At 52.5% G+C, this 13,424-nt stretch carries 9 protein-coding genes; all 9 read right to left on the bottom strand.

Annotated elements, in window-relative coordinates; genetic code table 11:
* Window positions 1-12 precede the first annotated feature (12 nt).
* The 9 genes from ACP7EW_RS14410 to glyA all read right to left on the bottom strand — a co-directional run bounded on the left by ACP7EW_RS14410 (window position 13) and on the right by glyA (window position 13,396).
* On the bottom strand, window positions 13-810 hold the full coding sequence (locus tag ACP7EW_RS14410) for an energy transducer TonB (protein WP_426217845.1): 798 nt from the start codon (window positions 808-810) through the stop codon (window positions 13-15).
* Window positions 811-1,744: 934 nt separating this feature from the next.
* The gene (locus ACP7EW_RS14405; RefSeq protein ID WP_426218077.1) at window positions 1,745-3,343 is read right to left on the bottom strand and encodes an ABC transporter substrate-binding protein; all 1,599 of its coding nucleotides are present in this window, start codon (window positions 3,341-3,343) and stop codon (window positions 1,745-1,747) included.
* 183 nt (window positions 3,344-3,526) lie between these two features.
* Window positions 3,527-4,942 carry an LLM class flavin-dependent oxidoreductase gene (locus tag ACP7EW_RS14400; protein ID WP_426217843.1) on the bottom strand — a complete coding sequence of 472 codons (1,416 nt, stop codon included), beginning with the start codon at window positions 4,940-4,942 and terminating at the stop codon, window positions 3,527-3,529.
* 12 nt (window positions 4,943-4,954) lie between these two features.
* Window positions 4,955-6,010 (bottom strand): NADP(H)-dependent aldo-keto reductase, encoded by a 1,056-nt coding sequence (locus ACP7EW_RS14395; RefSeq protein WP_426217841.1) that lies wholly within the window; start codon window positions 6,008-6,010, stop codon window positions 4,955-4,957.
* 90 nt (window positions 6,011-6,100) lie between these two features.
* Window positions 6,101-7,348: an acyl-CoA dehydrogenase family protein gene (locus ACP7EW_RS14390; RefSeq protein WP_426217839.1), complete on the bottom strand. Its 1,248-nt coding sequence runs from the start codon at window positions 7,346-7,348 to the stop codon at window positions 6,101-6,103.
* A gap of 1,243 nt (window positions 7,349-8,591) precedes the next feature.
* On the bottom strand, window positions 8,592-9,569 hold the full coding sequence (lipA, locus tag ACP7EW_RS14385) for a lipoyl synthase (protein ID WP_426217837.1): 978 nt from the start codon (window positions 9,567-9,569) through the stop codon (window positions 8,592-8,594).
* A gap of 13 nt (window positions 9,570-9,582) precedes the next feature.
* Window positions 9,583-10,704 (bottom strand): glycine cleavage system aminomethyltransferase GcvT, encoded by a 1,122-nt coding sequence (gene gcvT, locus ACP7EW_RS14380; protein WP_426217835.1) that lies wholly within the window; start codon window positions 10,702-10,704, stop codon window positions 9,583-9,585.
* 32 nt (window positions 10,705-10,736) lie between these two features.
* On the bottom strand, window positions 10,737-12,113 hold the full coding sequence (locus ACP7EW_RS14375) for an L-serine ammonia-lyase (RefSeq protein WP_426217833.1): 1,377 nt from the start codon (window positions 12,111-12,113) through the stop codon (window positions 10,737-10,739).
* Window positions 12,114-12,142: 29 nt separating this feature from the next.
* Entirely contained in the window at window positions 12,143-13,396 is a 1,254-nt protein-coding gene (gene glyA / locus ACP7EW_RS14370; protein ID WP_426217831.1) for a serine hydroxymethyltransferase, read from the bottom strand.
* Window positions 13,397-13,424: the final 28 nt, after the last annotated feature.

Below are 13,424 nucleotides of genomic sequence, written 5' to 3'. Positions count from 1 at the left end.
TAATCGGTAGGGCTACTTGATCTTGAAGTCGATCGGCACGCTAACCCAGCCGTCCTGGGCGACATCGCCCTGCTTGGCCGGGACAAAACTCCAGCGCTTGACCGCCGCCAGTGCCGCGTCATCGAGTTGATCGCGACCACTGCTTTTCTGGATCTGGATCTCACTGGGCTTGCCGCTGGCCATCACATGCACCCGCAACAGCACCGTGCCTTCCCAGCCGCGACGCATCGCCAGCGACGGGTACTCCGGTGCCGGATTCTTCAGGTAACCGACGCTGGCGGAGGCCGACGTCACCGGTTTCGGGGCCGGCGGTGCGGGTGGCACTGGAGCAGCGACCGGTTGTGGCGGCGCGGGTGGGGCCAGTGGTTGCTCCACCGGTTTGGCCACGGGCTTGGGCACTGTCTTGGGTTTTGAAGTCGGTTGGGGCTGCGGCGGCTTCACGGCCAATTCGTCCTCCACCGGCGGTGGCTGTTCGACCACCGGCGGCGATATCGGCTCGTGTGGTGGTGGCTGCGCCACCGGAGGTGCCGGCTGTGAAAACTCGATGGTCATCGGCGGGATATCCGGCGGCACCACAGGCAGTTGCGGCGGCGGTGCCTTGTTGAGCCAGACAATCACAGCGCCGTGTAGAACCAGCGCGAATAGACCCGTCAGAACTGCCTCGTGGGAACTCAGAATACGTTTCGGAGTGTAGTTCAAACTCGACAGTGCCAAAGGGCGGCTAAACACTCGTTCCAGCTCATGTAGATCACCGTTCCGCGCCGGACGACTCAGTAACTCCAGTGCATTGACGCTTTGAACATTGGCCATTAAAGCTCCTAGAGTTTAGAGATAGATTAAAATTTAATCACCAGTAGTTCCTTAAAGAACCTTTAGTGCTTGCTTACTCGTACCACTCGGTCGATGCCAAAGCAATACTCACACCCGCTATTACAATGTATGATGCCGTGGATTTCCATTTGTTAATTATTGGCTCACGCACGTAGCTTCAGTGTTTTTATTTGAGTAACTTTACGATGCCACCAGCGGGCTGCTTTAGTCGCCTGCCTCCCATCGCGGCCTTAAACAGGATTATATTTTATATTTCCCATAGAAGTAACTTCACCAACAAAAAAACCAACACCAAGACACTTACATCAAACGAGTTATCCAAGATGAGCAGCGCTGCTACATGTTACTTTAAATCATGTGTTTCAGAAATACGACCCGACGACGGATTTCGGAAAAGTACTCGAATTGACCGACAACATAACCTCCATGTGTAAACGCGACCATGCATGTAGATCTTCAAAACAGATAAACATTAAGGGTATTGAACAAATGTGGACACAGCATAAAATTTTAAAATTACATATAGCTTAACATCACCCACCGAGCAAGATTTTTTGAATGTGGACAAGCTGGCATGAGTTACGGCTCCCACTCAGAAAAAAAGAATCCTATACACAAGCGTGTATACACCGGCGCTTCGGCAACATCTATTCCTAATACATTACATACTTCCTAGTCGCGACTTACCAAAACCGTACTGAAGAAAGGTAGCTTCAACAGTTTCAACTGACTGGTAGGATTGGGACCCGCCAAGATCCTCCAAGACAGGATCACTTGGGATCAGCTGTAGGACAAAAACGCCAGCATAGTATCTTCTATAACATAATCACATCGCCAATCAAGCGTAGCGCCTGAGATTAGTGAAGCACTCATAACTTGGTCAACCAACCTCTACTAGAGGTTACATCAGCACTTATTTATTCACCCACGAGTCATAGAAATAGGTTGCTCCAAGTGAGGGTTCCAATCGAACGCCGCGGGCAGTCTTATAAATTCCTATGCGAGCACTTTGTGGAAAGCTAACCAGTTGTAGATACTGCTCGGCGATCTGCTGTTGGGCCTGGTAATACAGCTGTCGGCGGTGCTCGGGATTAAGAGTGGTAAGCGCACTCTGCATCAGAACGTCGAACGCGAGACTGGAATAGCCCGCACTATTTTGATGAAAACCACCTGGGCCCGCGGGCTGGATGAACGCAGAGCTAAAAATGATCCTCATCACGTCCGGGGTATTGGTAATCCAATAACCGGCCCGCACGTCGTAGTCCCAAGCGATTTGGCGCGCGGCGGCTTGAGAGTCGCTCATCCTGTCGAGCACTACGTCGATACCAACTTGACGAGTAGTAGCTTGCACCTGTTCCCACATCGTTAACTCGGAAGGTGGCATTCGTGCGCCTATCAAAACCGTAGCTTGCAGGCGTTTGCCGTTTTTGGTTCTGTATCCATCAGCGTCGCGACTTTTCCAACCAGCCAGATCGAGTAGCAAAGCTGCTCGATCAAGGTCGTAGTCTTGACTATGCTCAAAGTCCGGACTATAGAACGGTGTGGAAGTACTGAGAGGCCCTTCCGCACGGGGAAATTCGCCGAAATAAACGCTTTTCAGCGCGCTTTCAATATCGGCGCTGCGCACGAATGCCTCGCGCACACGGATATCGTCGAATGGTGCACGTCGAAGATTGAAAGTTCCATTTGTGGGGTTTCCCGGTCGCTGAGCAATGATCAGGCTGATATCCGGATTGCGCCGCGCAGCTTCATGCGACTCGGGAGGAAGCGCCTCGATAACGTCCACCTCTCCAGCTTGCAAAGAGGCGAAGCGCACCGAGGGTTCCTCAATAAACTTCCAGATTATACGGTCTAGATAGGCCTCCCCCTGATGTTTGGCTGTAGGCGGCGCGGAATTGTAGTTCGGGTTGCGCACCAGCTCTATCTGACTCTGACGGTCCCACTTAACTACCTTGAACGGGCCGCTACCAACCGGGCTTTTACAGTTAATATCACGACTACGAGTTAGCGCAGTTGGCGACTCCATACCCAAAAAACCTTGAGCCAAAACCTCAAGAAACGCAGCATAAGGTGTGGCGAGGTGGACAACAGCAGTGTTGTCGTCGACCACATCTGTGCCGACGTACTGGCGGATATATCCACCGGCGGTGCCTGAGCGGGTATTCGGATTGACAATGTGGTCAAGGTTAGCTTTGACCGCAGCCGCGTTAAACGGCGTACCGTCAGTGAAGCGCACGTCGTCGCGCAAATGGAAGGTGTACATCAAACCGTTATCGGATATCGTCCAGCTTTTCGCCAACCACGGGCCTATCACACCAGCGCTATCCATAGACACTAGCGAGTCTAGATACTGTTGAGCAACGATAACTTGCGGCATCTCGCCTTCAACATGTGGATCAAGACAGGTGGGTTCGCGATCAGAAGCGTACACCAATGTTCCGCCATGCACAGGAAAGTCCCCGTGCACTACAGCTGGTTTTTTACGCTCACAGGCACACAGTGTCAAAACCAATACGCAGGCGCCGAGCAGCGGAATGAAATAGCGATGGTAGATTATCAAGTTCCCTCCAGCAGACATTGTTGTCGCAATTTCGATGAGGCGCTCTAGCCTAGTTGAGCGCCCTCAAATCCAAGATCAACATAAGATTCGAGAGCGATATGGGAGTCGCGCCCACAGTTTTATCGCACAGGCGCCTCAACTCGAAACAGAAGAACTCCTGAAGCGTAGCGGTTCTAGCGATTGGATTAGCGCTGCGGGATCGCGATAACGCGCGGCGGGGTGATCGGCGGGAAGGCGCGAATTTCCTGGGCCGAATAAACGCTCTCGCAAGGTTTCACCAGGGGTGTAACGCTCACGAAACCTCCCGCGGCGGCGCAACTCAGGGACTACCAGATCAATGAAATCGCGGGCCGTCTCGAACGACAGATATTGACGAAGATTGATACCATCGATACCGTCCACGTCTAGCCAACGCTCTATCTCATCCGCGACTGCGGTGGGCGTACCCGCTACAAAATAGCGATCCTCCTTCAATCCTCCGAACCGAGCCAGTAGTTGTCCAACGGTAGTTTCAGGATCGTACTGTGTTAGTGCCTCCCAACCAGGATCAGCCCGCTTGATGATGTTCCGCAGGTGCTCATCCCTTCCGTACGCTTTTAGGTCTATAGCCAGTTGCGCGTGGGCCATGGCACCGTCAGAACTGACCAGTCGTCGGTAACTATCAAGTTTAGCGGACACCTCTTCAGCAGTACGACCAACGATCACTCCAGCCTGTACGATGAATTTGATGCTAGCCGGATCGCGCCCCTGCTCCTCAGTGTTACGACGCATTGTAGCGATGTTGCGACGCGCATCTTCGTGGGTCACACCACCTGTGAACACTACTTCAGCGTGACGTCCTGCAAAGGCGCTGCCCGCTGGAGAACCGGTAGCCTGGAACAACACCGGTGTACGTTGACGCGAAGGCTGGCATAAGTGCGGCCCGGCAACTTTGAAATTCTCACCGATATGATTGATGTATCGTACCTTAGAGGGATCGGTATATATGCCCCGCTCGCGGTCCTGCACAACTGCATCATCGTCCCAAGAGCCCTCCCACAATTTATAAAGTACATCAAGATACTCGTCGGCAATTTCATAACGCCGGTCATGAGGCACTTCCTGATCTAGACCAAAATTGCGAGCTGCATTGGGCAGATACGAGGTAACAACATTCCAGCCAATTCGACCCTTAGTTAGGTGGTCTAGAGTGCTCATGCGTCGAGCGAATGCAAAAGGCGGCTCGTAAGTGGTCGAAAATGTCACTCCGAAGCCGAGTTCGCGAGTCACGGCAGCCATCGCGGGGACGAGTAATAACGGGTCATTGCTAGGCACTTGCAGACCTTCGACCAATGCGGTTTCCGGTCCATTCCGAAAGCGGTCGTAGACGCCCACTACATCCGCAAGAAATACACCATCAAAGGTGCCATATTCGAGCAATTGGGCCAACTCGGTCCAATAATCCAGATCGTTGAAACGGTGACGATTATTTTCCGGGTGAACCCACATACCGGGAACGATGTGGCTTACACAGTTCATCTCGAACAGGTTTACGTGCAATTGCTTGGGCATACCACTCTCCAGTCAGGCGGCAGGGTTAGGAATACGGCGATGCAAAGCCTGAATCTCAGTGACCAATTGCTCGTCCAAGCGAACGTCCAGTGCACCGAGATTTTCTTCGAGTTGCGCCAGAGTGGTCTGCCCGGTGATAGCGCTGGCGACAAACGGCTGACTAATGACAAAAGCTAAGGCAAGTTGCGCCGGGGTAATGCCGTGACGTTGCGCAAGCTCAACATAGCTGGCTGCTGACTCCTCGGCACCGGGACTGCCATAACGATTAAAACCGCGATACACCGAAGACAGCCGAGCGCCCTCAGGCCGCTTCCCATGCAAGTATTTTCCGGTCAACGTACCGAACGCCAGCGGCGAGTAGGCCAGTAAACTCAAACTATCGCGATGGCTAAACTCTGAAAGACCGTTCTCGTACAAACGGTTGAGCAGATTATAGGGATTCTGGATACTGACGATACGCGGCAGTCCACTTGTTTTGCTGTGATGTAAAAAGCGCGCAACGCCCCACGGCGTTTCGTTGGACACACCGATGTGGCGAATCTTGCCGGCCTTGACCTGATCACCGAGAATCGACAGGCTTTCTTCGATAGCGGTGCTGTCCGGGTCGTCGTCCGTGTAAGGGTAATCGCGGGCTCCGAAAATGTTCGTGCTGCGGTCAGGCCAATGCAACTGGTAAAGATCCAGGTAATCAGTCTGAAGGCGCTTCAAGCTGCCATCTAATGCCGCTACGATGTTACGGCGGTCGTGATGCGACAGGCCGCCTCGAATGTGTAGCTGCCCGTCAGGGTCACGAGCAGGGCCTGTGATTTTGCTAGCCAGCACCAACCTGTCGCGCTGTTTGCTTTTAGCAAGCCAGTTTCCGAGGTAGCGTTCGGTGGTCGTCCAAGTGTCCGCCCGACTCGGAGTCGGATAGAGCTCTGCGGTGTCTATCAAATTGACCCCGGCGGCCACCGCAGAGTCCAGCTGCCGGTGAGCATCTTGCTCTGTGTTCTGGTGCCCCCAAGTCATAGTACCCAAACTGAGTACGCTGACCTCGAGTCTCGTGTGGCCTAAACGACGGTAAATCACTTTAGCACTCCTAAATCATTGAACCAGCACGTAAAAGCGCCGCGAGACAAACATTGTCTGAGAGCAGTTGGGTCTTGAATTTCACGTGCTTCAAACAGCACTGGCTTCGTCGCCTGCCCACTGTCCCTCTCGCGTCTCGCTGTGCATTGCGCGCCATGCCGAAGCGGGGCTAATGTCATTGAGGTAATAGTTGCCCAACGCCTGTTCGCGATAGATAGCAGGGTTGTGAGAGGCTAGAGTACGGGCATTGCGCCAGTGGCGATCAAGGCTCCGCTGGTTACTGGTAGCTGAAGCACCACCCACCTCGAAAATTAAGGTGGTGGCTTGGAGGACCTGCGGTAGAATGATCTGCTGGGCTTGGAAGGCATGTACTTCTGCGTTATTACATAACTGCTCAGCCCCAGACCCGGCCTCGTACGCAGCCTGCAAAGTATGGCCCAACGCCATTACCTGGGCCTCGGTGGCGAAACTCAGACTTGACAGCTGACCTATCACCCGCTGTACCAGTGGGTCGCTGGCTGGTCGTGACTGTCCAGGTATGCCAAATGCCCGGGAGCGACTTTTGACGAATGCCACAGCATCAACAAATGCTGCCCGAGCGATGCCCGCCAACGTGGCTAGATGCACCGCTTGGTAGAATGCCGTTAAGTACGACTCGGCACGGAGTTCCCCCCTTGCAGACCTACGTAAGATGTGTTGTTTCACCACAGGCACATCCGTAAAGTGCGTGCTACCGCTGCCTGTCATCCGCTGGCCGAAGCCGTCCCAGTCATCCAGCACCTTTACGCCCGACGCACGCGTTGACACAACTAGACTAACTAATTCTTCGCCGTGATTGGCCGCTGTGGCAATCCAATCCGCGTAAAGCGTACCGCTGCTGTAGTATTTCTGCCCGTTCAACAGATACTCACCGAAAGCATCCTCGGTAAGCGTCACACTATTTCCGGTACTATCTGTGCGCTCAGCCAAAGCTGATCCCCACAATTCACCGGCCACAACCTTGGCAAACCAGAAATCTTTGGAAGCAGCGTCATTAGCCGACAAACGCCCCTCTACAAACCCCAAATGCGCACGCAGAATTTGTGGGAGGTTAGAATCAGCCTCTCCTAGCAAGACCAATTGGCGCAGCAATTGCGGAAGGCTCGCGCCTAGCCCCCCATGGCTTCGTGGCACTCGAAGCGCTCCAAAGCCAGCCTCACGCAGCCATGCTACCGGCTCGTAAGCCAGCCGGCGCTTTTGCTCACGCTCCAACGCACCAACGGCGATGCGCGCATAGATTGGCTTGAAGCACGAATCCAGTTCAGCATCGGTTATAGCCTGTCCAGCCTCATGACTCATTTGCATCTCCTTAGTTTCCTTAGTTTGCTTAATCCTTGCGTTTAAATTCGCAAGCTCTTGTCGCCGGCTCAGCAACTGCTGGCTCCTTTTTAGGAGCCAATCAAGGATCTATCCAAAATTACCGAATACGTTTATTGCAGATGCCGTGCCAAGTTTTCAGCGCGTAATTACGGGCCCTTGGCACTGCGAACAAGTGGGGACTGAGACAATTTGCTGGAATGATGTTTGCAGGCGAACAGTTACTTCAGCATCAGTAAAAAATCTATACATTTTTGTTGCAAAGACAGCTGAGTTGGTAAGTGACGAAAAAATCCAAGTCTACGGGAGCATTTCAGCGACACTAAAGTAGATGTAGATGGGGTGAGCAATGATCGCCAAACTGCTTACAAAATTGGCTAGACTGATGGTGATTTTTGGCATTGATGCAAACAAGCTATTCCGCCGAATAAGGAATTTCTTATATTCAGACAAACTTGTCTTTTTATCTTGGCTTTAGCGATATCGAGCCTCTGCTTGGAAAACTGTACACTTAACGTGGCGCCCTCATAAGTTATCCAATCTCATATCATTCAAGTCAAAACTCATCAAAACGCACAAACTTGCATCTTTACAGCAGGTGCTGGCAAGCCACAACCATGCATGCCGACCTTAAACTGCACACCCACCTAAAGATAGCAATAAACTGCAATCAAAGCTTCATCACCCTTTAAGCTGCTATCTTCTCCTCCAAAGATACAGCAGCCATCAAGTGCTATTTGTCATTACGCCGATGAAAGCAGGCGCGCCGTGAGAGATTGCAAGCGAAACACCTACCGGAGACATCGTCACTCATACTCTCGCCCTCACATGCAGTAAACAGACCACTACATCTCGGAGCTAAAATAATATACTTTACAGTAACTGCAATATTATCTACCCCCCAATAACACTGTCACTCGAGGCGAAGCTTTACGCACTAACTTTAATAGCCATAGTTCCGACCTTACTAGGCACGATCAAGAGGGGCCGTTTTTTCATCGAGCAAAATCAAGAAAGAGCCATGCACGATAAGTTGGTAGCCGCTAAACGTCGACATACCTTCTGAAACACCTCTACCTATTCTACCGCACAAAACTACGGACATGAAAACTCTCTCTGAATCATAAATAACTATTACGTTTGGCTAAGGCGAAGGCACTTCAGTAGAGATAAAGCCCAACACAAGTAGCGCCTCACCCAAAGCGCTAGCAAATAAGATTTTAAATCAAAAATCCGAAACGATTGATACTTGTTTTTCTGCATGATACGAGGATCGTACAAGAGGCCCCGCAGCAATGTTACTGAAGCCCATTTCCTCCCCGAGCGCCGCGAAGCGCGCGAAAACGTCTGGATGCACAAATCGTTGTACAGGAAGGTGGTTTCGCGAAGGTTGCAAGTACTGACCAAGCGTGAGCATATCCACTCCGTGCTCTCGCATTCTGTGCATCACCTCAACCACTTCTTCATCTGTTTCGCCTAATCCCAGCATCAATCCAGATTTAGTCGGGACGTGAGGAACGCGTTTTTTGAAACCCTCAAGCAAATCCAGTGACCATTCAAAGTCCGATCCAGGTCGAACGGCTTTGTAAAGACGCGGCACAGTTTCCAGATTGTGATTGAAAACATCTGGAGGCTCTTGCTCGGTAATAGCCAGAGCTACATCCATGCGCCCACGATAATCCGGCACTAAAGTTTCCAACCTGACATCAGGAGACATCTTGCGGATTTCACGTAAACACTCGACGAAGTGGCTTGCGCCGCCATCTCTTAAATCGTCGCGGTCGACTGAAGTAATAACCACATATTTGAGACGAAGATCAGAAATTGCCGTCGCAAGATTGAGAGGCTCGTTCGCGTCCAATGGTTTTGGACGACCGTGTCCCACATCACAAAATGGGCAGCGCCGGGTGCAGATATCACCCATGATCATGAATGTCGCTGTCCCTCCGGAAAAGCACTCTCCGAGGTTCGGGCATGATGCTTCTTCACAGACACTATGTAGCTTGTGCTTTCTAAGTAGTGCCTTGATTCGGCTCACTTCTGGTGATGCCGCAATTTCCACACGTATCCAATCCGGTTTGCGAGGAAAGTCTTCGGTTGGAATGATCTTGACCGGGATGCGTGCGACTTTTTCTGCACCGCGAAGCTTCACCCCCGCCTGCAATGGTTGAGGGCGACTTGAAACAGACGGGAGCTCGCTCATGGCAACTGATCCTTTAACCGCGGTAGTAACGTTGAGGCACGAAAGGCGTCTTCGTAACTCGCATCGGAATACGCTTACCGCGGACTTCGGCGTAGAGAATCGAATCCACAGAAGCAAAGGTTGCTTCCACATAACCCATCGCGACTGGCCCCCCTAGAGTTGGGCCAAAACCACCACTGGACACCTCTCCGATAACGGCTCCCTCTTCGGAGTGAATCACTACACCTTCTCGAACCGGGATGCGTTCCAAAGGCAACAGGCCTACACGCTTTTTGCTCACACCTTTTTTCTGTTGAGCAAAGATTCTCGAAGCCCCAGGAAAATCACCGGCGCGGATACCATCTACGCGACGCGCTTTCGATATTGCCCAAACGAGACTGGCCTCGATCGGCGTAACCGTGGCGTCCATGTCATGACCGTAAAGACACAATCCGGCTTCGAGACGCAGTGAGTCGCGCGCGCCTAAACCGATCGCTTTGACTTCAGGTTGTGCGAGCAGTGCTCGAGCAAGTTCAACTGCTTTTTCTACAGGAACCGAAATTTCGTACCCGTCTTCACCCGTATACCCGGAGCGGCTAACGTAGCAGGAGATTCCATTGATTTGCGTCGCACGAAACTGCATGAAAGTCATCTCTTTGACAGCCGGTGCAAGGCGTCCCAACGCTTGGGCAGCCAAGGGCCCCTGTAAAGCGAGCAAAGCCCGACTCTCGAAAAGTGGCTCTACTTCACAGCGACCCTCCAAGTGTTGCTTAAGGTGAGCAAGATCTTGCTCTTTGCATGCTGCGTTGACGACGACGAACAAGTAGTCGCCAGCGTTGGCGACCATCAGGTCGTCCAGGATGCCGCCATCCTCATTGGTAAACAGCGCGTAACGCTGCATACCCACCGGCAAGTCCACAATGTCCACTGGCACGAGGGACTCAAGTGCAGCAGCGGCACCTTTCCCGTGTAAACGGATTTGCCCCATATGGCTGACGTCAAACAAGCCTGCCTGTTCGCGAGTATGTAGATGTTCTTTCATCACTCCCAAAGGGTACTGAACCGGCATCTCGTAGCCTGCAAAAGGCACCATTCGTGCACCAAGCTCCAGATGAAGATCATGAAGTGGCGTACGTTTCAAAGATTCTGTGGTCATCTCAAAAATTCTCCATCAGTTCGGCCTGTGCCTCAGCACTCAATAATGTTGACGGCCAACCCACCGCGCGCCGTCTCTTTGTATTTGGTCTTCATGTCCGCGCCGGTCTGGCGCATGGTTCGAATGACTTTATCCAAAGAAACGAAATGATCTCCGTTCCCTCGTAATGCCATACGGGCAGCATTAATAGCCTTCACAGAACCCATTGCATTGCGCTCGATACATGGAACTTGAACCAGCCCGCCGATGGGATCGCAGGTCAGTCCCAGGTTGTGCTCCATGCCTATTTCGGCGGCATTCTCAACTTGGCGAGGCGTCCCACCCAGTACCTCGCATAGAGCGCCGGCAGCCATGGAGCAAGCCACCCCTACCTCTCCTTGGCAGCCGACCTCTGCACCGGAAATCGAGGCGTTTTCTTTGTAGAGGATGCCTATCGCAGCCGCGGTCAAAAGAAAACGCTGCACACCTTCGTCACTCGCACTACCGATGAAGTTGACATAGTAGTGAAGAACTGCCGGAATAATTCCGGCTGCGCCATTGGTAGGAGCCGTAACAACACGACCACCACTGGCGTTTTCCTCGTTGACTGCCAGAGCGTAAAGATTCACCCAATCAAGTACCGAAAGGTTGTCCCTAAGCCCAGCTTCAGGACTGGTGCGTAGCTGACGGTAGAGATCCGCAGCGCGCCGTTTCACCTTTAGGCCGCCAGGCATTATTCCTTCGTTGTTGCAGCCTGCGCGGACGCAGTCCTGCATTACCTTCCAAATGTGGAGAAGCCCACGAGTCGTTTCCGAAGCAGGACGCCACACTTCCTCGTTGTGAGCCATCAGCTGACTGATGGACAGTCCATGACGCTCACACAATGCCAATAGCTGATCACCACTGCGAAACGGAAATGGCAACGGCGTTTTGTCCTCAACAATCCGGTCATGACCGGCCGCGTCCTCGTCGACGACAAAGCCACCACCGACTGAGTAGTACTCACGACTGCGAAGTTGAATACCCGCCTCATCGAATGCCCGAAAAATCATCCCATTCGGGTGATACGGTAAAGGTCTGCGAATCATTGCCAGGTGCTCTTTCTCGACAAAACGGATCCGATGCTTACCTAACAAATTGAGACTGTTGGCTGCCCTGATCTCGACTAATCGACCATCAACATTGGTCGTATCAACCTTGTCTGGATATTCACCCTCAAGCCCAAGCAATACCGCCTTGTCGCTACCGTGGCCCTTACCAGTTGCTCCCAGCGAGCCGTACAACTCAACCCTGACAGAGCTCACTGCTCGCAACAGAGCATCACTCTCCAGGCCCTCAACAAACGTCACCGCCGCGCGCATAGGCCCAACGGTGTGGGAACTGGACGGGCCAATACCAACCTTGAACAGATCAAAAACACTGAGCGACATGAACGACTCCAACTAGCGTGCGGGCAGCATCACTTTCCGTAGACTGGATAACGCGCGCAAAGCGCTGCGACTTGCTTAGCGACGTGCGCCTCCACATCGGCATCGCCCAAGTGATCAAGGATGTCGCAAATCCAGCCTGCTAGCGCTTGGCATTCTGGTACTTGAAAGCCACGGGTTGTGACCGCAGGAGTACCAATACGCAGTCCTGATGTCACAAACGGTGACTGAGGATCATTGGGGACAGCGTTTTTGTTGACCGTGATGCGAGCGCGACCAAGCGCAGCGTCAGCGTCTTTGCCAGTGATGCCTTGTTTGATCAGGCTTAACAAAAACAGGTGATTGTCAGTGCCGCCCGAGATCACCTCATAACCGCGTTCAATAAACACGGCGGACATTGCCTTGGCATTGCCAATCACTTGAGTCTGATACTCTTTGAAAGAAGGCTCTAAAGCCTCTTTGAAGCAAACAGCCTTGGCGGCGATGACGTGCATCAGGGGGCCGCCTTGTCCGCCAGGGAAAACTGCGGAGTTGAGCTTCTTTTCCAAGTCTGGGCTGGCGTTGGCGAGGATCAAGCCGCCTCGAGGGCCCCGAAGCGTTTTATGGGTGGTAGTGGTAACCACATCCGCGTATGGAAGCGGATTTGGATATAGGCCTGTAGCAACCAAGCCCGCAACGTGGGCCATATCAACAAATAGATAAGCCCCGACTTTGTCAGCGATTTCGCGAAAACGCGCGAAATCCAAAGTCTTCGAGTAAGCCGAAAAGCCGGCTACCACCATCTTGGGTTTGTGTTCGATTGCGAGCCGCTCGACTTCGTCGTAGTCGATCAGACCATTGGCATCAATACCGTATTGAACAGCGTTGTAGAGCTTGCCCGAGGAACTCACTTTTGCACCATGAGTCAGGTGACCACCGTGGGCCAGGCTCATACCCAAGATAGTGTCGCCTGGATTCAAAAGAGCGAGGTATACAGCGGCGTTGGCCTGAGACCCGGAGTGTGGCTGTACGTTGGCGTAATCAGCACCGAACAGCTTTTTTGCTCGATCGATTGCCAGTTGTTCTACAACGTCGACGTACTCACAACCACCGTAATATCGCTTGCCCGGATAACCTTCAGCGTATTTGTTAGTCAGTGCTGAGCCTTGGGCCTGCATGACCTGAGGACTGGTGTAGTTTTCCGAAGCGATGAGCTCAATATGAGCTTCCTGCCGCCCTTCCTCGGCATTCATTGCAGCGATCAAAACAGGGTCGAAATCTGACAGTGTGAGGCTCTTGTGAAACATGGAATATTCCTCAAAGAACGGGAGACAA

Origin of the sequence: Pseudomonas sp. DWRC2-2 (assembly GCF_049897885.1) — a bacterium.
GTDB classification, from domain to species: domain Bacteria; phylum Pseudomonadota; class Gammaproteobacteria; order Pseudomonadales; family Pseudomonadaceae; genus Aquipseudomonas; species Aquipseudomonas azotoformans_A.
Note: the sequence above shows the minus strand (reverse complement) of the source record. Positions and strands in the feature narration are given on the sequence as shown.